Annotated in this window: 25 protein-coding genes; 12 read left to right on the forward strand and 13 right to left on the reverse strand. The window is 54.3% G+C overall.

The genetic code is table 11. The annotated features are described in order from the left end of the window. Positions 1-56 precede the first annotated feature (56 nt). Genes bchB through RF819_RS04445 form a run of 12 tightly spaced genes read left to right on the forward strand, consistent with a single transcriptional unit; the run spans position 57 to position 14,769 of the window. On the forward strand, positions 57-1,577 hold the full coding sequence (bchB, locus tag RF819_RS04390) for a ferredoxin:protochlorophyllide reductase (ATP-dependent) subunit B (protein ID WP_242472707.1): 1,521 nt from the start codon (positions 57-59) through the stop codon (positions 1,575-1,577). Further along, positions 1,549-5,370, forward strand: a complete 3,822-nt coding sequence (locus tag RF819_RS04395; protein ID WP_078363849.1) for a magnesium chelatase subunit H — start codon at positions 1,549-1,551, stop codon at positions 5,368-5,370. The genes bchB and RF819_RS04395 overlap by 29 nt, the downstream gene beginning before the upstream one ends. Then, complete coding sequence (bchL, locus tag RF819_RS04400; RefSeq protein WP_078363850.1) at positions 5,367-6,281, forward strand: ferredoxin:protochlorophyllide reductase (ATP-dependent) iron-sulfur ATP-binding protein; 915 nt, start codon at positions 5,367-5,369, stop codon at positions 6,279-6,281. The genes RF819_RS04395 and bchL overlap by 4 nt, the downstream gene beginning before the upstream one ends. Before the next feature lie 9 nt (positions 6,282-6,290). Continuing rightward, positions 6,291-6,989 carry a magnesium protoporphyrin IX methyltransferase gene (bchM, locus tag RF819_RS04405; protein WP_078363851.1) on the forward strand — a complete coding sequence of 233 codons (699 nt, stop codon included), beginning with the start codon at positions 6,291-6,293 and terminating at the stop codon, positions 6,987-6,989. Further along, a complete protein-coding gene (locus RF819_RS04410) occupies positions 6,986-8,413 on the forward strand; it encodes a BCD family MFS transporter (RefSeq protein WP_244899868.1) in 1,428 nt (475 codons plus the stop codon). Before bchM ends, RF819_RS04410 begins: the two co-directional genes overlap by 4 nt. A 20-nt stretch (positions 8,414-8,433) precedes the next feature. Continuing rightward, positions 8,434-9,198, forward strand: coding sequence for a photosynthetic reaction center subunit H (gene puhA / locus RF819_RS04415; protein ID WP_078363852.1), 765 nt, complete (start codon positions 8,434-8,436; stop codon positions 9,196-9,198). After that, a complete protein-coding gene (gene puhB, locus RF819_RS04420; RefSeq protein ID WP_078363853.1) occupies positions 9,195-9,857 on the forward strand; it encodes a photosynthetic complex putative assembly protein PuhB in 663 nt (220 codons plus the stop codon). Before puhA ends, puhB begins: the two co-directional genes overlap by 4 nt. Next, positions 9,854-10,300, forward strand: coding sequence for a photosynthetic complex assembly protein PuhC (puhC, locus tag RF819_RS04425; protein ID WP_242472702.1), 447 nt, complete (start codon positions 9,854-9,856; stop codon positions 10,298-10,300). Before puhB ends, puhC begins: the two co-directional genes overlap by 4 nt. Positions 10,301-10,318: 18 nt before the next feature. Continuing rightward, positions 10,319-11,398 (forward strand): magnesium-protoporphyrin IX monomethyl ester (oxidative) cyclase, encoded by a 1,080-nt coding sequence (gene acsF / locus RF819_RS04430; protein WP_078363854.1) that lies wholly within the window; start codon positions 10,319-10,321, stop codon positions 11,396-11,398. Next, entirely contained in the window at positions 11,395-12,186 is a 792-nt protein-coding gene (gene puhE, locus RF819_RS04435; RefSeq protein WP_244899869.1) for a putative photosynthetic complex assembly protein PuhE, read from the forward strand. The genes acsF and puhE overlap by 4 nt, the downstream gene beginning before the upstream one ends. Next, positions 12,183-13,724, forward strand: a complete 1,542-nt coding sequence (gene crtI / locus RF819_RS04440) for a phytoene desaturase family protein (RefSeq protein ID WP_078363856.1) — start codon at positions 12,183-12,185, stop codon at positions 13,722-13,724. The genes puhE and crtI overlap by 4 nt, the downstream gene beginning before the upstream one ends. Further along, the gene (locus RF819_RS04445) at positions 13,705-14,769 is read left to right on the forward strand and encodes a phytoene/squalene synthase family protein (protein ID WP_078363857.1); all 1,065 of its coding nucleotides are present in this window, start codon (positions 13,705-13,707) and stop codon (positions 14,767-14,769) included. Before crtI ends, RF819_RS04445 begins: the two co-directional genes overlap by 20 nt. Before the next feature lie 154 nt (positions 14,770-14,923). Here the strand turns inward: RF819_RS04445 and RF819_RS04450 are convergent, their stop codons facing one another. The 13 genes from RF819_RS04450 to pufB (RF819_RS04500) all read right to left on the reverse strand — a co-directional run bounded on the left by RF819_RS04450 (position 14,924) and on the right by pufB (RF819_RS04500) (position 23,751). Further along, positions 14,924-16,291, reverse strand: a complete 1,368-nt coding sequence (locus RF819_RS04450) for a PucC family protein (RefSeq protein ID WP_078363858.1) — start codon at positions 16,289-16,291, stop codon at positions 14,924-14,926. 54 nt (positions 16,292-16,345) lie between these two features. Then, positions 16,346-16,564: a light-harvesting protein gene (locus RF819_RS04455; RefSeq protein WP_078363859.1), complete on the reverse strand. Its 219-nt coding sequence runs from the start codon at positions 16,562-16,564 to the stop codon at positions 16,346-16,348. Between the two features lie 12 nt (positions 16,565-16,576). Continuing rightward, positions 16,577-16,729 (reverse strand): light-harvesting antenna LH1, beta subunit, encoded by a 153-nt coding sequence (pufB, locus tag RF819_RS04460; protein ID WP_078363860.1) that lies wholly within the window; start codon positions 16,727-16,729, stop codon positions 16,577-16,579. Further along, positions 16,722-16,904, reverse strand: a complete 183-nt coding sequence (locus RF819_RS20925) for a hypothetical protein (RefSeq protein WP_143541602.1) — start codon at positions 16,902-16,904, stop codon at positions 16,722-16,724. The genes pufB (RF819_RS04460) and RF819_RS20925 overlap by 8 nt, the downstream gene beginning before the upstream one ends. Continuing rightward, on the reverse strand, positions 16,904-17,767 hold the full coding sequence (locus RF819_RS04465) for a carotenoid 1,2-hydratase (protein ID WP_078363861.1): 864 nt from the start codon (positions 17,765-17,767) through the stop codon (positions 16,904-16,906). Before RF819_RS04465 ends, RF819_RS20925 begins: the two co-directional genes overlap by 1 nt. Continuing rightward, positions 17,764-19,302, reverse strand: a complete 1,539-nt coding sequence (gene crtD / locus RF819_RS04470) for a 1-hydroxycarotenoid 3,4-desaturase CrtD (protein ID WP_078363862.1) — start codon at positions 19,300-19,302, stop codon at positions 17,764-17,766. The genes RF819_RS04465 and crtD overlap by 4 nt, the downstream gene beginning before the upstream one ends. Then, positions 19,295-20,071, reverse strand: a complete 777-nt coding sequence (locus RF819_RS04475) for a hypothetical protein (protein WP_143541603.1) — start codon at positions 20,069-20,071, stop codon at positions 19,295-19,297. Before RF819_RS04475 ends, crtD begins: the two co-directional genes overlap by 8 nt. A gap of 96 nt (positions 20,072-20,167) precedes the next feature. Beyond that, positions 20,168-21,208, reverse strand: a complete 1,041-nt coding sequence (pufC, locus tag RF819_RS04480) for a photosynthetic reaction center cytochrome PufC (protein ID WP_078363864.1) — start codon at positions 21,206-21,208, stop codon at positions 20,168-20,170. After that, positions 21,205-22,182 (reverse strand): photosynthetic reaction center subunit M, encoded by a 978-nt coding sequence (gene pufM / locus RF819_RS04485; protein WP_078363865.1) that lies wholly within the window; start codon positions 22,180-22,182, stop codon positions 21,205-21,207. The genes pufC and pufM overlap by 4 nt, the downstream gene beginning before the upstream one ends. 16 nt (positions 22,183-22,198) lie before the next feature. Continuing rightward, positions 22,199-23,023 carry a photosynthetic reaction center subunit L gene (gene pufL, locus RF819_RS04490; RefSeq protein ID WP_078363866.1) on the reverse strand — a complete coding sequence of 275 codons (825 nt, stop codon included), beginning with the start codon at positions 23,021-23,023 and terminating at the stop codon, positions 22,199-22,201. Between the two features lie 117 nt (positions 23,024-23,140). Continuing rightward, complete coding sequence (gene pufA, locus RF819_RS04495) at positions 23,141-23,341, reverse strand: light-harvesting antenna LH1, alpha subunit (RefSeq protein WP_078366768.1); 201 nt, start codon at positions 23,339-23,341, stop codon at positions 23,141-23,143. 11 nt (positions 23,342-23,352) lie between these two features. Continuing rightward, entirely contained in the window at positions 23,353-23,577 is a 225-nt protein-coding gene (locus RF819_RS20930) for a hypothetical protein (RefSeq protein ID WP_143541604.1), read from the reverse strand. 30 nt (positions 23,578-23,607) lie between these two features. Beyond that, entirely contained in the window at positions 23,608-23,751 is a 144-nt protein-coding gene (gene pufB, locus RF819_RS04500) for a light-harvesting antenna LH1, beta subunit (RefSeq protein WP_078363867.1), read from the reverse strand. Between the last annotated feature and the right edge of the window lie 11 nt (positions 23,752-23,762).

A 23,762-nucleotide genomic window follows, 5' to 3' on the forward strand; every position in this document is an offset into this window, starting at 1 on the left:
TCACGTCAATGCAGCTCACGCTCTGGACTTATGAAGGCCCACCCCATGTGGGCGCCATGCGAGTGGCTACGGCCATGACCAACGTTCACTACGTATTACATGCGCCACAAGGAGATACCTACGCAGATCTCTTGTTCACCATGATTGAGCGCCTGCCCAGGCGCCCACCGGTCACCTACAGCACTTTTCAGGCAAGGGATCTGGGTGGTGACACAGCGCAGCTTTTCAAGGAAGCTGTCGCCAACGCTTTTGACCGCTTTCAGCCACAGGCGGTACTGGTGGGATCTTCCTGCACGGCAGAGCTGATCCAAGACGACCCGGGCGGCTTGGCCAGAGCTCTGAATTTGCCCGTACCGGTGATTCCGCTTGAGTTACCCGCTTATCAGCGCAAGGAAAACTGGGGAGCATCCGAGACCTTCTACCAACTTGTCCGAAACCTGGTCAAGCCAGCTGACAAGGACCTGTCTGCGGCTCCCCACAAGCCCAGTTGCAACATTTTGGGACCTACGGCACTGGGATTTCGGCATCGCGACGACGTACGCGAGATCTCTCAGCTTTTGCAGGCCTTGGGTATAGAAGTCAAGGTGATTGCGCCGTTAAACGCGTCGGTTGAGGATATTCGCAAGCTGGCGCAAGCGGATTTCAATGTTGTTCTTTATCCCGAAATAGCCAACACAACTGCGCAGTGGTTGGAACGCCAGTTCAATCAACCCTACACCCGAACCATACCAATTGGTGTGAGTGCCACACGCGAGTTCATCCGGGAAGTTACCAGTCTGTCCGAACTGCCCATTCCGGTAGGGCTTGAAGATGACATGCACTCCGTTTGGTACTCCCGGTCTGTCGACTCAACCTACTTGACCGGCAAGCGCGTGTTCCTGTTCGGCGATGCCACACATGTGGTGGCTGCAGCCCGGTTCGCCAGCGAAGAGATGGGGTTTGAAGTGGTAGGCCTCGGGACTTACAGCCGGGAATTTGCCCGTGAAGTGCGCGAAGCGGCTAAGAAGTACCAGGTTGAGCCGCTGATCACCGATGACTATCTGGCCGTTGAAGAACAGATCAAGCATCTTCACCCAGAACTGATCCTGGGGACACAGATGGAGCGACACATTGCCAAGCGGCTCAATATCCCCTGTGCAGTGATCTCGGCCCCAGTACACATTCAGGACTTTCCTGCCCGCTATGCCCCTCAGATGGGTTTCGAGGGCGCCAACGTCTTGTTCGACACGTGGGTGCATCCACTGATGATGGGCCTGGAAGAGCACCTGCTGGGCATGTTCCGTGAGGATTTTGAGTTCCACGATGGAGCTGCACCATCACACTTGGGTTCCAGCCGTGTGGCCGAGACGCCAGTGACTGCCTTGAGAGAAGTTGCTCAGACTGAATTGCCCAAGCCAATCACAGCCCAACCAGCCTCAAGCGCTTGGAGCATTGAGGCCGAGAAAGAGCTGGGAAAAATACCTTTTTTTGTGCGAGGCAAAGCCCGCAGAAATACGGAACGGTATGCGTTGGAACAAGGCCTGAGCACCATCACCGTGGAGACGTTATATGACGCGAAAGCTCACTTCAGCCGCTGACAACTCGGGGGCGCAAACCCCGATCAAAGTGCTCTTGCTCACGATGGATAACCATCTGGCAAGTGCAGCAGAACGCGCGTCCAAAAGCCTGCGCCAGCAGATTCCTGGTTTGGCATTCAAAATTCATAGCGCAGCATCCTGGCGCGACAACGCTGATGCGCTTGCCAGCAGCATAAACGACATCCAGAACGCGGATGTGATTATTGCCACCATGCTGTTCATGGAGGACCATTACCTGCCCGTGCTGGAGACACTCAAGGCCAGGCGAGAGCAATGTGACGCCATGGTGTGCATCATGTCGGCACCGCCGGTCATGCAACTCACCCGCATGGGCAAGTTCACCATGGGCGGGCAAGCTGGGGGGCTGGTCGGGCTGCTCAAAAAGCTTCGCCCCACCCCCAAAGAGGGATTCAAGAGGGAAGAATCCAGCGGAGATGCTGGCGCCAAACAAATGGCGATGCTGCGCCGACTCCCCAAGCTCTTGCGCTTTATTCCGGGTACAGCACAAGACGTCAGGGTGTTTTTCCTGACCATGCGGTATTGGCTGGCGGGTTCCGAGCAAAACGTGAGCAACATGGTGCAGATGTTGATCAAGCGCTACGCCAGCGGCCCAAGGCAACAGCTGCGCGATCTGGCTCATCCCCAAGACCCGGTGGAGTACCCGGACACAGGTGTGTATCACCCGCGGATGAAAACGCAGCTGTCCGATCAGTTGAGCCATTTGCCGACGGGGTCCAAGCAACAACCCACCGTTGGTTTGCTGCTGCTGCGCTCCTATCTTCTGGCAGGTAATGCAGCGCACTACGATGCTGTGATCAATGTGCTGGAGTCCAAGGGATTGCGGGTGATTCCAGCCTATGCCAGCGGCTTGGATGCCCGCCCGGCGATTGAGCGCTATTTCAAGACCAACGGCAAGGTCAACATTGACGCCCTGGTTTCCCTGACTGGTTTCTCGCTGGTGGGTGGACCTGCTTACAACGATGCCAAAGCAGCCGAGTTGGTGCTGTCGGGTCTTGACGTTCCCTATCTGGCGGCACATCCCTTGGAGTTCCAGTCTCTGGACAAGTGGGGAGGTTCCAACCGGGGCTTGCTGCCGGTGGAAAGCACCATCATGGTCGCCATTCCTGAGCTGGACGGCTCCACGGTGCCCATGATTTACGGCGGCCGCCCTGGTTCGGATGGCACGGTTTGCGCTGGTTGTGGTCGCCTGTGCAAGTTCACGGCAGACAACAAAACCGAGGACATGTATGCCTGCACGGAACGCATCGAGATGCTGGCAACGCGGGTGGCAAAACTCGTGGCTTTGCGTCGCACCAAGCGTGAGAACCGCAAAATTGCAATTGTGCTCTTCAACTTTCCGCCCAATGCAGGTGCAGTAGGAACGGCCGCCTTTCTGTCTGTGTTTGAGTCTTTGTTCAACACGCTGACCTCGCTGGCTAAACAAGGCTATCGGGTGACCGTTCCAGCCAGTGTGGAAGCCCTGCGCGAAGCCGTTCTCAAAGGCAATGCCAGCCAGTACGGAACCGAAGCCAATGTGCACGCCTTGATCCCTACTGAAAAACATGTACAACAAGAACGGTGGCTCAATGACATCGAGGCACAGTGGGGGCCGGCACCTGGCAAACATTTGACCAATGGGCAGAGCATTTTTGTCTTGGGCGCCCAGTTTGGTGAAGTCTTGGTGGCACTGCAACCTGGTTTTGGCTACGAAGGCGACCCAATGCGCTTGTTGTTCGAGTCCGGTCTGGCACCTACCCATGCGTTCAGTGCCTTCTATCGGTACTTGCAAAATGACTTCAACGCCGATTGTGTGTTGCACTTTGGCACCCATGGCGCGCTGGAGTTCATGCCCGGCAAACAGGCTGGCATGTCAGGCAACTGCTGGCCGGAACGGATGATTGGCGCACTCCCCAATGTCTATCTGTATGCCGCCAACAACCCGTCGGAAGGGGTATTGGCCAAACGTCGCGCTGCAGCAACGCTTGTCAGCTACCTCACACCAACACTGGCTCAAGCAGGTCTTTACAAAGGCTTGATTGAGCTGAAGCAATCGCTTGAGCGGTGGCGTGCGCTGGAGCCGGACCAATCCAAAGAACGTCCGGAACTGGCCGACATGTTGCACACGCAGGCCATAGCACTCGATTTGGCGGTGCCACATACCAAGCCAGAGCTCACTGATGGTCAGGCCAACGGCGCTGCAGTCCCCTGGATTGACGCCTTGCAAGCCCAGATTCTGGAGTTGGAATACACATTGATCCCGGAAGGTCTGCATATCGTTGGCAAAACACCAACGCGTGAGCAGCGCCTCACCACACTCAAGGCGCTGGCCCAAGCCATGGGTATCGACAATGCTGAATTGCTGGAACATTTGGTGGACGGTGCGTCCGAAACAGACCTGATGCCGCTCGCGACTGATCTGAACCAGGCCCAGCTTGAGTCGTTGAAGCAGTTGGTAGCCACCAATTACCAGCTTGGCCAAGACAGTGAAATCGAAGGCTTGCTCAAAGCACTGGATGGACGCTATATCGCCCCGGCACCTGGGGGAGATTTGCTGCGAAACCCCAAGGTGTTGCCGACCGGCCGCAACATTCACGGCATTGACCCATTCCACATCCCATCCGCTTTTGCTGTCAAAGATGCACAGCGCCAGAGCGACAAACTCATCGCCCGCTACAGGCAAGACGGTGGCATGCTGCCGGAAACGGTTGCAATGGTGCTCTGGGGTACCGACAACCTGAAGTCTGAAGGTGGGCCGCTGGCCCAGGCCTTGGCGTTGATGGGTGCCCTGCCCCGTTTTGACACTTATGGACGGCTTGCAGGGGCGTGCCTGATGCCGCTGGAGGAGCTGGGCCGCCCGCGTATCGATGTGGTGATCACCCTGTCAGGCATCTTCCGTGACCTGTTGCCAATGCAAATCCGGCTTCTGGCTGAGGCCTCTTTCCTGGCGGCCTCAGCAGATGAACCGGAAGACCAAAACTATGTCCGCAAACACGCTCTGGCCTTCATGGCAGAACACGGAGGTGACATGGAGGCGGCGTCATTGCGGGTTTTTGGCAATGCCGAGGGCGCCTATGGTGCCAATGTCAATCAATTGGTCGACAGCAGCGTCTGGCAGGATGAGGACGAACTGGGTAACTGCTTCACCCAACGCAAAGGTTTTGCTTATGGCCGCGAGGGTCGCCCCGTGCGCAACAACGTCCTGTTGCAAAGCGCGCTGGCCAGTGTCTCGCTCACGTACCAGAACCTCGATTCGGTGGAGCTAGGGGTGACGAGCATTGATACCTACTTTGACACTTTGGGCGGCGTGAGTCGCGCCGTGTTGCAGGCCAAACACAAGATTGAAGGTACCCAAGCCAGTGCCCCGCCTGTTTATATCGGCGACCAGACACAAGGTGACGGGGTGGTACGTTCCTTGACAGAACAGGTCTCGCTGGAAACACGCACTCGCATGCTCAATCCCAAGTGGCATGAAAGCATGCTCCAACACGGTTATGAAGGTGTGCGTCAGATTGAGGCCCACCTCACCAACACCATGGGCTGGTCCGCTACAACCGGACAGGTTCAACCCTGGGTGTACCAGCAGTTGGCACAGACGTTCATCCTCGATCCTGAGATGCGCGAACGGCTGGCCCAGCTCAACCCTGTCGCATCAACCAAATTTGCCAACCGCTTACTGGAAGCGTCACGGCGCCAATACTGGCAACCCAATGCCGAAACCATGGACGCGCTGCGGCTCGCCGGTGAGGAGTTGGAAGACCGTTTAGAAGGTGTTTACGAAGGAGTTCCCGCATGATCGAAACCACGGCAGTCCCCCTGTCAGATATACGGCGAGGTGGCCGTCATCTGGATGGCGAGGGAAGTATGCAAGTGCAGCTCGACCCTGCCGTCAAGATTGGCACCGCCAAAGTTTTTGCGGTGTATGGCAAAGGTGGTATTGGCAAGAGCACAACCTCGTCGAATTTGTCAGTGGCTTTCAGCAAGATGGGTAAACGCGTGCTGCAAATTGGCTGCGATCCCAAACACGACTCCACATTCACCCTGACCAAGAAGCTGATGCCCACCGTGATTGACGCGCTGGAAGCCGTCAACTTCCACGCCGAAGAATTGCGCGTTGAGGATTTTGTCTATCGGGGCTACAACGGTGTCATGTGTGTAGAGGCTGGCGGACCACCCGCCGGCACAGGCTGTGGTGGCTACGTGGTGGGGCAAACCGTGAAGCTGCTCAAAGAACATCATCTGCTCGAAGACACCGATGTGGTGATCTTTGACGTCTTGGGTGATGTGGTGTGTGGCGGTTTTGCCGCCCCGCTGCAACACGCTGATCGCGCATTGATCGTGACCGCCAATGACTTCGACTCCATCTTTGCGATGAACCGCATTGTCCAAGCCATTGGTGCCAAGGCCAAGAACTACAACGTCCGGCTCGGTGGTGTGATTGCCAACCGCAGCGATGCCACGGACCAAATTGACAAGTTCAATGCGGTGGTTGGTCTGAAAACCATGGCCCATTTCCCGAACCTGGATGAAATTCGCCGCAGCCGGTTGAACAAATCCACCCTGTTTGAGTTGGAACCCACACCAGCCGTCAAAGCGGTGCAGGATGAGTACATGCGATTGGCTGCTGCCCTCTGGCTGGGTACGGATCCCTTGCCTGCTGTGCCGATGAAAGATCGGGACATTTTTGACCTGTTGGGTTTTGACTGAGGCCACCGCATGAACGAAAACACCTACCAGGAGCGGCGTGGTCAGATTGAAAACTACTTCGATCGAACCGCCGCAGCAGCCTGGGAAAAGTTGACATCGGATGCCCCCCTGGGACGGGTGCGGGCGACGGTACGCGCCGGACGGGACAACATGCGCGCAACACTGCTCTCCTGGTTGCCGCCCGATCTTCACGGCAAACGCATCCTGGACGCAGGCTGTGGTACCGGCGCGCTGTCGGTAGAGGCAGCACGTCGAGGCGCCGAAGTTGTGGCGATAGATCTGTCACCCACCTTGGTTGAACTCGCACGCAACCGCTTGCCTCCAGATGTCGCCAGTCGCATTGATTTTCGCAGCGGCGACATGCTTGACGCAGCTCTCGGTAAGTTCGATCATGTGGTCGCGATGGACTCCATCATTCATTACCGAACCGAAGATGCCGTCAGTGCTTTGGCCAAACTGGCCGAGCGGACTTCGTCCTCCATTTTGTTCACCTTTGCACCACGCACGCCGCTGCTGGCATTCATGATTGCGGTTGGGCGCATTTTTCCTCGCGGCAACCGCGCCCCGTGGTTAGAACCAATGGCCGAAGAAAGAATTGCCAGCTTGATGGCCCAGCATGCTTCGCTGGCTCTGTGGAACCGAGGTCGGACCCAAAGAATTTCCAGCGGTTTTTACCAATCTCAAGCGATGGAGTGGCAGACATCGTGAGAGCTGCAACGTTCAAACGTCTTGCCAAGAGTATTCCTGCGCAGTGGCTGCCCTTTGCGGATGTGGCCAGTGCGGGTTTGCCTCTGTCTCGGCTTTTGCGTTTGTCGTTATTCAAAGTCACGATGGGCATCACCACGGCGCTCCTGATTGGTACGCTCAACCGGGTCATGATTGTTGAATTGGGTGTGGCAGCATCCTTGGTGTCACTGATGCTCGCGCTTCCTCTTCTGGTCGCACCGTTTCGTGCGGTCACGGGCTACCAGTCAGATACACACCAATCTGCTTTTGGCTGGAAACGTGTTCCTTTTATGTGGGGGGGAACACTCGTCCAGTTTCTCGGGTTGGCCTTTATGCCCTTTGCACTGTTGGCCCTGACCGGTCAGGGGGAGCGGCCTCTGCCGCCCTGGCTGGCGCAAGGTGTCGCAGCCATGGCCTTTTTGATGGTCGGTGCGGGATTACAAACATCCCAAACCGCAGGGCTGGCACTTGCCACGGATCAGGCCAGTGAAGAAACGCGTCCAAGGGTCGTCGCCTTGATGTACATCATGCTGCTGGCGGGCGCCGTGGGCGGCAGTCTGGTTTTCAGCGTCCTGCTGACGGACTTCAGTGCCCAACGTCTGGTTCAAGTCGTTCAAGGGACAGCCATGGTTGTCTTGATGCTCAACGCATTTGCCCTGTGGAAGCAAGAAGCTCGCAATCCACAACGTGCTGCGGCACGAAAACAGACGCCCAAACCTGCGTTCAAAGAGGTATGGACGCATTTCATCAATTTGCCCAACGCACGGCGTTTTTTGTGGACCACGGGTCTGGGAACCATGGCGTTCAACATGCAGGATATTGTGCTGGAGCCTTACGGCGGTGAGATCTTGCATTTGAGTGTGGGTGCGACAAGTGCCCTGACCGCGATGCTTGCCGGCGGTGGCTTGATGGGCTTTTTGCTGGCCGGTCGCCAACTGGCCCGAGGCATGGATCCTTTGTTGCTGGCGGCGGGTGGCGCCATGATTGGCATCCCGGCGTTTTCTGCCGTCATCTTTTCTGCACCGCTTGAGGCTGGGTGGTTGTTTCGCCTTGGCGCTCTGGGCATCGGCCTGGGTGGCGGGCTGTTTGCCGTTGGTACATTGTTCACAGCCATGCGCCTGGATGGTGGTGGTTATGTGGGCTTGGCACTCGGGGCTTGGGGTGCTGTGCAGTCGACCGCTGCGGGACTGGCCATGTTTTTTGGTGGCGCGTTGCGCGACCTGGTGACGCAGTTAACTGCTGGTGGCGCTTTTGGCGCCGCCTTTGCGGTGCCGTCGGTTGGTTACAGCGTGGTTTACCACGTTGAAATGCTCTTGTTGTTTGTCACGCTCATTGCCGTTGGCCCCTTGGTCAGACACGGCGTCCGCGCCACAAACAACGTCCGGATCGCCCCTGTTATTCAGTAGATTTTTTGAAGGAGTTGACCATGGAAATTGGTGGTTTCACACAATCTTTCGACGTAGCACAGCTTGTGCTTTACGTTTTTTGGGCATTTTTTGCCGGCCTGATTTATTACCTGCAACGAGAGGCGCACCGCGAGGGTTATCCAATGGACCCGGGTCGCGTCAATGGCCCGGTGACCACAGGCTGGCCCTTGGTACAGCCCAAGACCTACAAAATGCGCCATGGCCCCGACATGGTTGCACCGAACCCGGACCGGCCCGATGGCGAGTTCTCCTTTGAACCCGGCAACAACCCATGGAGCGGTGGCAACATCGTGCCAAAAGGTGACCCTCTGCTCGCCGGTGTGGGTCCTGGTGCCTGGGCCATGCGCGCTGACGAGCCAGATCTCACTTACGAAGGCGCACCCAAAATTGTTCCTTTGCGGGTTGCCAAGGACTACAACGTCGCCAAGCAGAACATTGATCCTCGCGGCCTTCAGGTCATTGGCGCGGACAAGGAAAGTGCGGGGCAAGTGTGCGATATGTGGGTTGACCAGTCGGAATCCATCTTCCGCTACATTGAAGTGGCACTCAAGGGGTCTGAGGCTCGCGTGTTGATCCCGATGAATTTCGCCCGGATCAATAAAGAAGGGGTTCATGTGAACGCCTTGATGTCCTACCAGTTTGGCAATGTTCCCAAGACACGTGTTCCGGAACAAATCACGCTCCTGGAAGAAGAAAAGATCATGGGCTACTTCGGCGCAGGCCTGCTTTATGCCCATCCCAGCCGGCAGGAACCTTTGCTGTGATTGCAACCCATGAGCATGAGTTCGAGGCAGCTCCAGGGCTGCCCGAGCCCTTGCCTCCTGGCGAAAAAATGCTTTGGCAGGGAGTGCCGCAATGGCGGCAATTGGCTTTACATGCGTTTCATGTCCGCAAAATTGCGATCTACTTTCTGATCATGTGGGCAATTCAACTCGCTTACTTGTTGGACAGCCATGCTGGCAACCATGAGATAGCCATCTCCCTCATCAAGAGTTTTCTGACTGGGTCCGTGGCCTTGGTGCTGCTGAGTTCCGTTGCTTGGTTTTCCAGCAAAACCACGGTGTACACCATCACCGACAAGCGGGTTGTGATGCGCGTGGGCATGGTTCTCACACTCACCTTCAACTTGCCCCACAAACGTATCGCGTCAGCTTCTTTGAAGAACTTTCATGGCAACTCTGGCGATATCGCTTTGAGTCTCTACCCAAGTGATCGCATCGCCTGGATGCATCTGTGGCCACATGCCCGTGCATGGCGTTTGACCCAACCGGAACCTGCGCTTCGTTGCATCCCAGATGCCCAGGCCGTTGGCAGGATCCTGCTGGCAGCCTGGAGTCAAGAACGGACAACAGAGCGGATCGTGGCTCAAAGCGTTCCATTGCCGACCCAATCAGAGCAACAACAAGAAGGTTTGCCCGCATGAATGGCCCCATGCCTTCAGGAAACATGAAGCCCCCCATTCGCAAACCAATTGGGTATTTGCTGGCTTTCCTGGGTCTCGTCCTTTGCCTGGTGGCTTTCGCGCGCTACCAGGGGCTGACATGGACGGTCGAGGATGCACCAATACTGTGGCAACGCGATCTGATGTTCGCTGATACACCGGATGGACAGATTGTCGCAATTGATAGTTTTGATAGCAAAGAAGTGATGGTATTCAAGGGCGAACAAGGGTTTTTACGTGGAACCCTTCGCGCACTCGCGCGCGAAAGAAAACGTCGTGGCATGGGGCCGGAAGCGCCATTTCGGGTGATTGAACACACGGATGGCAGGCTCACCCTGCTCGATCCCAGCACATCTCAACGCATCGACCTGGAGTCCTTTGGACCGGTCAACTCCGCTATATTTCGAAATCTCAAGCATCCGTAGTCAACCAACATACGCTCTATGAACACACTCGTGCAACGTATCGAAACAGCGAAAGATGCGAACGACAAGGCGGTGCAAAGCAGCATGCTGAGTCCGCGTTTCTACACCACCGACTTTGCTGAGATCAACCGCATCAATATTGAACCGCTGCGCAAAGAGTGGGACATCATGATGCGTGAGTACGAGGGGGACAACAACCACGACCACTTTCAACGTGATGCCAGCTTCGCCGATGAGGTGGCGCAATCGATGACTCAACTCTCCAAGGAGATGCGTCAGGAGTTCATTGACTTTCTGGTGAGTTCACTCACATCAGAGTACTCGGGTTGTATCCTGTACAACGAGATCCGTAAAAACATCTCCAACCCGGATCTGAAACAACTGATGGCGTATATGGCCCGTGACGAGGCCCGTCACGCTGGATTCATCAATCAGTCCTTGCGCGACTTTGACCTTGGCATCGATTTGGGAAGTTTGAAGCGCGAGAAGGCCTACACCTTTTTCAAACCCAAATACATCCTGTACGCCACCTACTTGTCGGAAAAAATTGGGTACGCCAGGTACATCACCATCTTTCGTCATCTGGAACGCCATCCGGACAAACGCTTTCATCCGATCTTTCGCTGGTTCGAGCGTTGGTGCAACGATGAGTTTCGTCACGGCGAGTCATTTGCACTGATCATCCGCGCCAATCCACACCTGCTGCGGGGTGGCAATGTGTTGTGGATCCGCTTTTTCCTGTTGGCCGTTTATGCCACCATGTATGTGCGTGACCACACCCGCCCCATGTTGCACGAAGCCATGGGCCTGGACTCTGCAACGTATGACTACGCGGTGTTTGACATCACCACACAAATCACCCGGCAGGTCTTTCCCATTGCCCTGGATACCGACAATCCGAAATTTCGCGCGGGGTTGGCCAAACTGTTCACCATCTCCAAGGCCAATGACTTGGCCAAAAAACAAGGGGGATGGCTCGGAAAACTGAAGCAGGCATGGTTCGTGTCGCAGGCCTGCCTGGTATTCGGCAAACTGTATTTATTACCGATAAAACGCCAAGTGCTGACTGCAGATGTGCGAATGGAACCCGTGTGGTGAATGACACCCTTTTAGCTTCGGGTTATGCCATTCTGTGCTGGTGGTTTGGAACAGGCATCATCTTGTGGCTCGACCGCCTGCCGCCCAGCAGTTTTCGTTGGAGTCTGGGGGGCTGGAGTGTATTGTTGGTGTTCAGCTTCTTGGCAGTTGCAGAAAGTATGGAGAGCTTGAGCGTTGAAAACGCCTATTTGGGCTTTGGCAGCGTGATTGTGATGTGGGGTTGGCATGAGCTGGCATTTCTAACTGGCTGGCTGACCGGGCCTAGAAAACAGACTTTGCAACCCGGCGTGACCGGGTGGGCCCGGTTCAAACAATCGCTGGATGTGATCCTGTACCACGAGATAGCTTTGATCCTGAATTTTGTGGCCCTTTGTCTGATGCAAAGGGGACAACCCAACCACGTGGCACTTTGCACTTTCGCTGTGTTGTGGTGTATGCGCATCAGCGGCAAGTTGAATTTGTATTTCGGCGTGCCACAAAACGGCGCGCAGTATCTTCCCAAACACTTGGTTTATCTGGCCAGCTATTTTCCAACCCGCGGTATCACAGCCTGGTTCGTGTTTTCGTTCAGTATGGCATTGGCCGTCTGGATCTGGATTGTGGGTCAGGCGCAATTGGGTGTGGTTGAAATCACCACTGGGTGGGTCTTGCTGGCCAGTCTTCTCGGTCTGGGCATCTTGGAGCACGCCATGATGGTTTTGCCTTGGCCACTCGAACGCTTGTGGGGCTGGGCATTAAATACAAAAAATAAGGTTGCACTGGATAACGCAACATTGGACTCCAAATGAACGCATTTTCAAACATACAAACTGCCGCTCCCACAGAGGATGTGACTGCAGACAAGAGGCCGACGGCCATTGTGATTGGTACGGGTTTTGGCGGTTTGGCAGCAGCCGTGCGCTTGAGCTGCAAAGGCTATCGGGTTCAAGTGCTGGAGAAGCAGGATCAGCCTGGTGGTCGGGCGGCTGTCTGGCGGCGCGACGGATTTACCTTTGATGCGGGGCCGACCATCGTGACCGCACCGTACATGCTGGAAGAGTTGTGGGAGATGTGCGGACGTCGATTCTCTGATGATGTCACACTGGTCCCGGTGGCACCTTTTTACCGGATTCGGTATGACGATGGCAGTTTTTTCGATTACGGCAAGGACCAGCAGGCCAATCGGGAACAGGTCAAGAAAATTTCCCCGTCGGACCTGGCGGGTTACGAGGCCTTTATCAAGGAAGCGGAGCGGTGTTATCAGCTTGGCTTCTTAGAGCTGGGAAGCATTGTTTACGACAGTCCAAGTGATTTGATTCGCGCGATCCCCAACATGCTGAGATTGCGAGGCTGGCGCAGCATCTATGACATGGTGTCGAGCTATATGAAACACCCCAAACTGCGTGCAGCCTTCACGCTGCAGTCGCTCTTGATTGGGGGAAATCCGCTGAGCGTCACCGGCATTTACGCGCTCATCAATGCTCTGGAACGACGCTTTGGTGCGCATTGGGCGATGGGCGGCACAGGCTCGCTGGTGCAGGGACTGGTCGGCTTGCTGGATCAACGCCAAGTGCCCATTCGCTACAAAGCAGAAGTACGCCGCATTCTGGTGGAGCAAGGCAGAGCCACTGGCGTCGAGTTGGCCAACGGAGAGCACATCTCCAGTGACATCGTGGTCAGCAATGGGGACACGGCTTGGACCTACCGCTACCTGGTGGATGCCAAAGATCGCCCCCACTGGACGGACAGCCGAATTGAGAACAAAAAGTACTCCATGGGTTTGTTTGTCTGGTACTTTGGCACCGACAAAAAGTACGAAGATGTGCCTCACCACACGATGGTGTTAGGTCCGCGTTATCAGGAGTTGCTCAACGATATCTTTAAACGCAAGCACTTGGCTGAAGACTTCAGCCTTTACCTGCACCGACCGACGGCCACTGATCCCGGCATGGCGCCAGAAGGGTGCGACACGTTTTACGCCTTGTCACCCGTACCTCACCTCGACAGTGGCACCGACTGGCAGGTCCAAGGTGAAATCTACCGCCAGAAGATTGAAAAGCGGCTGAGTGAAACGATTTTGCCCGAGCTTGGATCACATATCGTCACATCCCAGTTCACCACCCCACAAGACTTTCACGATCGTCTGCTGTCGTTCAAAGGAGCCGGTTTTGGCATGGAGCCTCTCCTACTGCAAAGTGCTTATTTCCGTCCGCACAACCGCAGCGAAGATGTCAAAGGCCTCTTCATGGTTGGGGCAGGAACGCACCCAGGCGCAGGTGTTCCTGGTGTCCTGATGTCCGCCAAAGCGCTTGAACAGGTAGTTCCCCATGTCAACAGTTTCTCTTGACTACGATTCGCGCGACCTGAAAGCCTGCATCGCCATGATGAAGGGCGGGTCGAAGACGTTCTTCGCTGCCAGCCGCTTACTGCCTATGCGCGTGCGTGCTGCGGCGGTTGCCTTGTATGCCTTCTGCCGCGTCGCGGATGATTTGGTTGACCAAGGAGGAGATGTCCATACCAACTTATCGGTTTTGCGACAGCGACTGGACCAGATTTATTCTGGCAACCCATCCGAATTTGTTGAAGACCAAGCACTGACACTGGTTGTTCAACAGTATCAACTGCCGCGTTTATTTCTAGACGCTTTGCTTGAAGGTTTCGAGTGGGATGCACTTGGGCACCGATACCAGACCTTGGAAGACCTTCAGTCCTATGCAGCGCGGGTTGCGGGTACGGTGGGTGCGATGATGTGCTGGATCATGGGTTCAAAGTCGACCACGACTTTGGCACGAGCATGCGAACTTGGTGTCGCCATGCAACTCACGAATATTGCACGTGATATCGGTGAAGATGCCCGCAACGGCCGAATCTATTTGCCTCTGGAGTGGATGGAAACAGCTGGTATCAACGTCGAAGAATGGCTTGAAAACCCAAAACCAACTGCTGAAGTCAAAGCTTTGATATCACGTCTTTTGGAAGAGGCTGATTTACTGTATCGCAGATCACAGTCCGGTATTGCAGAGTTGCCGCCAGACTGCAGGGCAGCCATACTTGCCGCCAGTTCAATTTATGGGGAAATAGGCGCACAACTGAGGCGAGAAGGCCTTGACTCCATCACACGGCGAACGATTGTCAGTACAACGCGCAAACTCGTGTTGCTTGCCTCAGCTTGGACACAAGTCAGGTGGATCTACGTAGATACACAACAACCAAGCCCCTTAAAGGCCATTAGTTTTCTGGTTGAAAACTGCCAAAAAAACCTCAACGATCGAAACACCCCTACCTATGCACCAAACAGGGCCATGTCACAAAAGATCGAATGGGTTTTAGGATTGTTCGAACGGCTTGAGAATGAAAGAATCGGACGCAAGCCGATCGAACTATCGGAATAGACTTATTTTTTATCGTCGGGGCGATTCAGCCAGTTCATGATCATGAACAAAATGAATACGACGTACATAATAATCAAAATGGTGCTGGTCTTCATATTTTCTCCTTAAAGTTGAGGTTCACTTTTCTATCGACACGGGAATCAGATAATCTAGACTAAAGTTTGGTTTTGCGACCAAGCAATGGGAGCATGATGACGATGGTCACACAAAGCAGCAGCAGCTCCAGCCCGTAAACGGTATGGTAACCAGTTGGCGAGTCGGACCACTTGGCAACAGAATCTCTTAAAACACCTCCAAAAGCCATGGCCAGGCCAGCGGCCGTCGCCTGTACAGCACCCCAGGTACCCAAGGCCATGCCAACTTGATCTTTTGGCGCCAAATTCATCGTCGAAGTCAACGTACCATGGCTAAACAGGCCGGCACCCAAACCAATTAAAAAAGTTCCTGAAGCAAATAACCAAGGGGCTTGTAAGTACCCCGAAACAATGATTGCACTGAATGCTGGAATACCTACCCAGGCCCCACCGCTGGCCATACGAAAAGGGTCGGCACCGCGACTCAAGACCCGAGATGCCCAGCCAAAACCGATCAAACCGCCAAACGCCAAAGTAGCGGTCAAGGTTGTGGTTGCAGAAACACTCAAGCCGAGAATTTCACCACCATAAGGCTCAAGTAAAACATCTTCCATCGTAAATGCTGCCGTTCCACATCCCAACACCAATAGGCGCCTGACAGCATGACCACCTTTGCTGAAACTGATCCACGACTCCCGAAAGCTCGGATCGGCGACGGGCGCACTCTGTCGTACTGAGTGCCTCGCTTCCTGCTTCCAAAGGGCCACAACATTCAGGCACATGGTGACAAGTGCAGCGCCCTGAATGACCTGAACCAAGCGGCCAGGACTATAGTCTGACAGCAGTTCGCCATAAATGAACGCGCTGCCAATCATGCCCACCAAAAGCATCACATACATCAGGCCAACCACTTTGGGCTGTGACTCGATTGGCGCCAAATCTGTCGCCAAAGCCAGACCAACTGTCTGCGTGGTGTGCATGCCGGCCCCTACCAACAGAAAAGCTACTCCCGCACCGATGTAGCCGACCCAAGGGGGGGCCTGCGCTGCCTCACCGGCACCCGCAAGAACCAACAGCGCAAACGGCATGATGGCAAACCCCCCAAACTGCAAAAGCGTACCCATCCAAATGAAAGGCACCCTGCGCCAACCTAACGCTGAACGATGGTTGTCTGATTTGAACCCAATCAAAGCTCGCAAAGGTGCGAATAACAGTGGCAGTCCGACCATGATGGACACCAGGGCGGACGGCACCTTGAGCTCAACAATCATGACCCGATTCAACGTGCCAATCAGCATGACCATCGCCATGCCTACAGAAATCTGAAACAAAGACAACCTCAGCAACCTGGGCAGAGGAAGATCGGGGGTAGCTGCGTCAGCAAAAGGAAGGTAGCGCGTACCCGCTGCAGCCCATGCAAAAACCAGTTTTTGGCTAAATCTGTTCATTCAAAAAAAGGGACCGAGATCTTTCGACCTCGGTCTCTAAGCTCCATACCTGCGTTATTTTTTCGCAGTCACGGCACCAGGCAAAGCTGGCACGGCATCAGCCGAAGCAGTCACTGCAGCTTTAGCAGCGCTACCGCTGTAGTAGGCCTTCAGCCATGGCACGTTGGTGAACAGGGCCAGATGAACGGCAAAAGCGCCGACAGCCACTGCACCCAAGTAAAGCGGAATACCTGTCGAAGGTTTCACATACAACCAAATTTTTCCGTAAATCATGGTGTTATCTCCTTACTTGAGCCAAGGTGAGTAAATATAGGAAAGCAAATGGGCAAATGCGGCGATCATGCCGAAAATTTGCGTTCCCTGAATGAGATGCCGATGGATCTCTTGAGCTTCGGCTTCAGTCAGTCCCGTTGGGTAAACTTTGTCTGTATCAGACATGGTTATTCTCCTTGCAACGTGCAAAACCCGCACGAGGGTTATTTAAGGCCGGAATGGCCAAAAATTCATTATATTTGCTGTCACCCACTAATAGCTGTTCCACCGCAAAAATACGCAATAGTGGCGACAACAAAAAAACCTTTCCAATACTTTCCATATTTAAAATATCAATCACTAAAACCGTCTTGGCATACGCCAAGGTAGCATTGCCCGAACCACCGGAGACACAAGCCGTGGTATCGATAATGATTCGTGAAAACTGACAACTTTCTCACCTAACAACTCACTCTTCAAAAGAGATCTTTGATAGAAAGGCGTATCTTCAAGTTGTTCAGAAATCTCCACTGGCGCACTGCTACGAACACCTCTGCTCACCCGCCATGCAGTAGGAGGTAGTACTTTACGCCCGGGTGGGTCAAAAGTGCTTACCTGTCCCTGACAATCAAACCGCAAAGCCAATATAGATTGGCTTTGATCCTTATATTTCATGTCATACAGCACTGCAGTACTGCCATTGCGCATCAAACTACGTGACCAATCCCATTCATGAAAACCATTTTCAATAGGTTCATCACCTTCATTTGAATCCAAATAGGCATTACCTTGCCACTTCTGAAAAGGTTTGCTCAGATTGACTTCAATTTTGGCTGATGGTGCAATCGGACCCCAACGGTGTTTCTTTTGGGCATCCAGTGCAGTACTGAATCCAAACAGCTGACGAGGTTCAATACGAATAGTCCCGGTGATCTTGTGAGGAATCGGAGACCCAGTTTCATCCACACGTATCGTCAGACTGGTCCCATCCCAATACATGTCACTTGGGCCAATCACAAACCTGCTGGCGCTACGTGAGCAGTGCTTACGACTGCGTTCTGTCATACACCACCGTTTGTTATTGCGGCTGTACAAGGCAACATTCAGAGCACAAAAATTATCAGGATCTGTTTTGCCGCTGCGTCTGGCCCAAGCGTAGTAAGGCGAAAAGACGCTGCCAACAAAGGCAATCAAGCTCAATCCGAATTGGCCGTCGTCACTCATGGCGTCAACATACCACCAGAGGTAGCCTCCGTTTGGGACAGCCTGGTCAAACCGAGGTTCTCCAGAACTGCCGCGGCCGCCAGTCGCCCTGACATCGCTGCCATCGGCACTCCAGGCCCCGGATGGACACTCCCGCCCGCCAGATACAAACCCGGTATCGGGCTGATCGCTCCTGGTCTCGAAAAAATGCTCAGCCATCCGTGTGTCGCCTGTCCATAAAGTGCACCACCTGTGCCGGGGAAACGTTGATGAAAATGCCGAGGTGAGGTTCTAACCAACCGACCGGTATCCAACTCAATGTCCAGACCGCAGGCCCTGGCACGCCCAAAACTTCTTTCCTGCAACTTCTCAAGCAAGTCAGCTGACAAGCGCTCATCATCCGTATCACCAATCGCTGGCGCATTGACCAAACACAACAATCGTTCAGGTGTATGCGAAGTCGCACCTGCGCCCCGGTCTTGCGCACAGACATACAGCGTTGGATCCGTGGGCAAACTTTGCCGAGTGAAAATGTCCTCAAATTCTGTAGCGTACTGCCGTCCAAAAAACAGGTTGTGACGGTCCAAATTGAGACCTTTTGTCTTGGCCACAGCACACCAAGTGACGGCAGACAAAGAACGCTGTGCTTTGTGTGAAGAGAACGCCGCACGGCTTCGTGCCCCTAGCAAGCCTTGGTGCAACGCCGACACATCACCGTTAAAAACAAGCGCATCCGCCGCCAGCCGTTCACCGTCGCGCAAGACCACACCTTTCACGCGACCCTGCTCAACCTGAATCTCCTGGCATTCCGTTTGGTAACGGAACTGCACACCGTTTTGTTTACACAGACGAACCAAACACTGGGCTAGCGAGGTCATGCCACCCTGAACCGACCACACACCATCCATCTCGACCTGGGCGATCAAATTCAGAGTTGCCGGTGCCTGTAAAGGTGAGGAACCACAGTAAGTCGCATAACGGCCAAACAGCTGGCGTAAACGCGGGTCCGTGAAGTGCCTGCCCAAACTGTCCCACATGGTCCGCGTTGGACCAACACGCGCCAACAATGCCAAACCACGAGGCCCCAAACTCATCATAAACTTCGGTAAGTTGCTGGCTTGTGACCGTATGAAAGGTGTCTCCAGGCTCCGATACAGGGCCTTGGTCGTTTGGCAGAAATGACGGAATCTCTGCGCTTCGTCTGGACCAGCAAAAGCCTCCACAGCAGCCTCGCTAGCCTGCGGATCGGCAAACAAATCCAATGCGCTGCCGTCGTCCCAAAAGTGTTTGGCAAGAACTGGCAAATGAGACAGTTTGAGTTCGGTGTCGATGTCAGCCCCTACCGACTCCATCAGCTCCGAGAAAACCCACTTCATGGTGAATACCGTGGGGCCGGCGTCAATGTAGCTTCCACCCACTTCCTGAGCACGCACTTTCCCACCGGCCTGCTCACTGCGCTCCACCACGGTCACATCAAGGCCCTGATGCCCCAAGCGCAAAGCGGCAACAAGACCAGCCACCCCTGCACCCACCACGACCACATGTTTGTCAGCCATGCTGAACCTCACGTGAGACGCCGTAGCGTTTGCCAAGCCACAGACCTGTCATGGCAAGAACCCGCATCCGAACAAACATGGACTCTGCAAAATAGTCATTTTTATATGCTGCAGTGATGGCGTGTTTGTGAGCCCCTGAGTGGGCATAGGCGACCATGGCGTCCGTATCGCTCCAGAGACTAAAAGTACATTGCCGCAACAGCGGGGCTTCGCCCAGTCCCATGGCGAGGTGACATCCTTTGGCAGTGTTGAGTTCTTTTTGAGCCGGTGGTGAGTAGCGCCAAAACGCAAGTGCCTTGGCTGGCCGAATGGTCCCCCGAGTCAACACAGCGACCAAGTTCCTCCCCGATTCAGACTCAGTACCAGTCTGATCCTGTGACGCCAACAAACAGTCAGTCGGAGTGACTCCCCAAACCTGCTCATCCCATTGCCCTCTGGCCGAGGTAACTGCCATCGAACTCAACCAGTGTTCGCGGGAATGTTCAATCATGGCCTGAACGTAGGGGCCTTCACAGAACTCATTGGCCTTTTGTTCATCCTCAAACAGACAAATCAAGCCTTGATGGCTGCCACTGGGACGCAAACCAAATCCACCTCCGTGCCCGCTACCCATCACTTTGGAAAACAGGAGCCCAGGTACATCCTTGAGTGCACCAGGACCTTGGATCAGTCGCATCCACCCCCAAGCCCGATGTTGGGTCAAATAGTCAACCAGCAGCACCACAACCACACCGGAGAGTGCGATAGATGGGTTAGCAGAGGTATTCACTGTCTGACCTTCAGTCTTTGTCAAAACACGACACCAAGCCGCCAATCAGCATTTCAACAGGCATGCTCATCATCAACTCGGTGTCAACGGTTCACTTCACTTTGCAGCGACAGTTGTCACCGCAGCAGGACGAGAACCGACCAACTCAGGATAGTCCTTGATAAAAGGTGTCCCGTGCAACGGCTTGTAAACACCCTGGTGACATGTCGTGCAGTTCACCTTGGGAGAATCCCCCGTCGGGCCCAACCTGTTGGCAGGGAAAGCCGTTTTAAGGGGCTCAAGGTAGGCGACATTGAGGTCTCTGGCCATCCGAATACCGTGCCACGCGACTGCGCGTTGTGGAGGATTGTCTGTCCAGTCACCAAAGGACCGCGTGTTATGACAGTAGGTGCAATTCACGTTCAGCGCAGAAGACATGTGTGTCATCAAGCTGTAGGTGTATTCCGTCTGCTTGAGCGAGCTGCGATTGGTCCGATCCGGAAGTGCAGTGGTACTGTAAACGCGGATGTTCTTGCTTTCCAACAAGAAAGGCGTGAACGGGTCTGTTGGCGTAGCCATCAGTGCCACCGTCATCGACGCGGTGTTTTGTCCAGCATTGTCTCCAATGAAGTTGGACCCATTGGCTTGCGGAGGCTCCTTGAACCAGATATTGGATGGCACCGGTTGCCCACGATGGCAGGTGAAACAGGTCACGCCAGTTGCCGCCACATGGGCCGTCCAATCCGAATTGATGTGCCTGGTCATTTCAAGCATCCGCCGCGAAACCACCTTGGTGTACATCTTGTCGTCTGCAAAATTCTGCAAATCATGGCAATACGCGCACCCTTCCACAGGAGACACCCAGGCCGTTATGGCCGTCATCAGTCGGGTGAACTCAGCAACGCTGACATCACCCAGGACCTTGACATTCTGAAAAGCCTGACTGGCTCGCGGCCCACTGGCGTCCGCAGCAGGTATGGCGTCAGGCAGCAGATTCTTGGCGTTGATGGCTTCGACCAAACGCGGGTTATAAACCTGCAGCATGCCAGTACCGCGATAGCCGCGTTGGATTGAATCAGGCGAAGGACGCTCACACCCCGCCAGCAACACCAACCCACCCAGGAGCAAGAGCTTCAGTGAAGTAGATGACAAGCTCATGGTTTCACTCCAATCAAGGTTGCGGGATCAACAACGATGGGGAAAACAGACGGCTGTGGCGGAACCACCCCATGTTTCATCGACCACAAGTACCAGTTGTCCACCACAGTGCCAGACAACAAGATGCCAATACCACCCACCAAGGGGCACAAAACTGCAAACCACCACCCCCAACGGTGAATCGATTCCATCGTTGCGTTGATGCCCATGGTCCAGCGCCAGAACAGTGCAGCGCGTTCAGAAGCACCACCGCGGTCGAAGATCTGTTCGATTTCCCTCTCGCCACCAAACCGGCTTACTGCCAAAATAGTAGCGCCATGCATTGCAAATATAAGGGTTGAGCCGTAAAGGAAGGCAATAGACAAGGCGTGGAACGGGTTGTAGAACAGGTTGCCGTAGCGCAAGGAAAATGCAGCCGTCCAATCCAGATGCGGGAAGATCCCAAAAGGCACCGCCTCACTCCAAGAACCCATCAAAACCGGGCGAATGAAACCCAGCACCAGATACAGCCAGATGGCTGCGGCAAAGGCCCAAGCCACATGGGTACCCATGTGCAACTCACGTGCCCGACGGTAGATACGCAGCCACCACAGAATCAGTGAAGCCGTCAGAAAGAATCCAGCCATCAGCCACCAGCCGCCCTGATTCAAAGGTGGCAACTTGAGCCCATACTCCGGCGGCGGTGGTTCCAACGCCAGCCAAAACAGTTGACGCACAAATTGCACCGGGTCCCAGCCCACCGATGCCAGCATATTCATCCCGACGATGAAAAATGCGATCGAAAAACTGACAGCTGCAGCAACCCCGAGTGTTCCGAGGTAGATCGGACCAATCTGGGCATTACCTAGGCGGCCCAACAGATGAAACTGAACAGGGTGGCCAAAACGCGGCTCATTTCCTTTGCCCAATGGCACACCGTGATGCACAGCGCCCGACGGCTGTACTGCAGTAAATAGATTTTGATATTCAGCCATGACGTGATCTCCTGACTTAATTCCAGATGGGCATGTTCAACCACCAACCCCACCATTCAGGCCATCCACGCGTCCAGAATGGTCCACTGATCACAATGCACAAGGCACTAAACAGGACGGCCGCCAGAGCCAGAAACAAACCAAGGCGGTGAATCCCCAGGGTACCAATTGAATAACCGATGATGTCGCGGAAGAACGTATCCTCAGCTTCAGGTGCGCAGACCTTCTCGCCCTTCTTGGGATTCGAGGCAGACACAATCAGCGAGCTATGCAAAGACAGAGCAAATGTGGTCCCAAAGAAAAAACTGATGGCCAGCATGTGGGCGGGGTTGTAGTGGAAATGCAGGTACTGATACCCCACGTTAGAAACCCAGTCCAAATGGCTGTAAATCCCATATGGGAAACCGTGGCCCCAGGCCCCCATCAGCACCGGGCGAATGACCACCAAGGTGACATAGGCAAAGATCGCAACACCAAACGCCAGGGGAACATGCAGACCCATGCCAAGTTTGCGGCAGATCTCAACTTCGCGAAGCATCCAGGAAACAAAAGCGCCGATGGCACACACCGTGACCAACTGCCACAAGCCACCCTCCATGAGAGGCGCGATCCCCAACCCATAAGACAAATCCGGCGGGGCAATGCTGATCTGCCAAAGGTTCCATGTCGGACCTTGCGATGCACCCCAAAGAATCATGAACGTGCCCAACACAGAGAAAAACAATGTGGTGACACCAAAAAAACCAACGTAGAAGGGACCGACCCAAAAGTCGAACAGGTCACCACCTATCAAAGTTCCTCCACGAACTCTGTACTTCTTTTCAAAGCTGAGCATCGCCATGATTGCACCCGCCTAACTAGAACTGACGCATAGTCAATTCCGAATGTTTACTAAAACTGGGCAAACGACACCCAAAAGAGCTTTTGGGTCCGTTTGCTTTCCCTGAACACAGTCCGCTTAAGAACCTGCTGCAGGAACTGTTGCCGGCAGGGGTGCGTTTTGCGTAGCAACCGCACCTGCCTTGTGTTGGCCATCGAGCCAGTTGAACTTGTTGGTACCGAGCAAGATCAGATGAATCATTGCAGCCAGAGCAAACAAGAAAACACCTTGAGCAACCATAACCCTGATAGGGTCGAAAAGACGCCAAATTCTCCACATGGTCATTTCTCCTAAATAATGTATGACATGAGTGTGTACACCGCTGAATTCACACCTTCAATAAGACCTTTGGAATTCTCTGCACCAGGTAAAAACGTTCTCCATTGCATACCAATCAGTGAAGCTGATACCGATGCAACAAAGAAAATGACAAATACCGGCGCAAAAATCATCCAGAAAGTCAGCGATTTTTCAACATGGAAAAACTCGCCTTTTACTTGAATGTTTTGATTCATGGCAACTAATCCTGGAATCAAACGATGGCGTTACAGCCAGGGTCGCCAAGCCCAAACAAGAATGTGCGCAACCACAGCAACTGCCGTGAATCCCACAAATCCTTGAACATAGAACTTGTGGAACTCCTGGGCTTCCTCGTCAGTCAGTCCGGAAATAGAGGTTTGATTCGACATGCGAATACTCC

Source organism: Rhodoferax fermentans, assembly GCF_002017865.1.
Classification (GTDB): Bacteria; Pseudomonadota; Gammaproteobacteria; order Burkholderiales; family Burkholderiaceae_C; genus Rhodoferax; species Rhodoferax fermentans.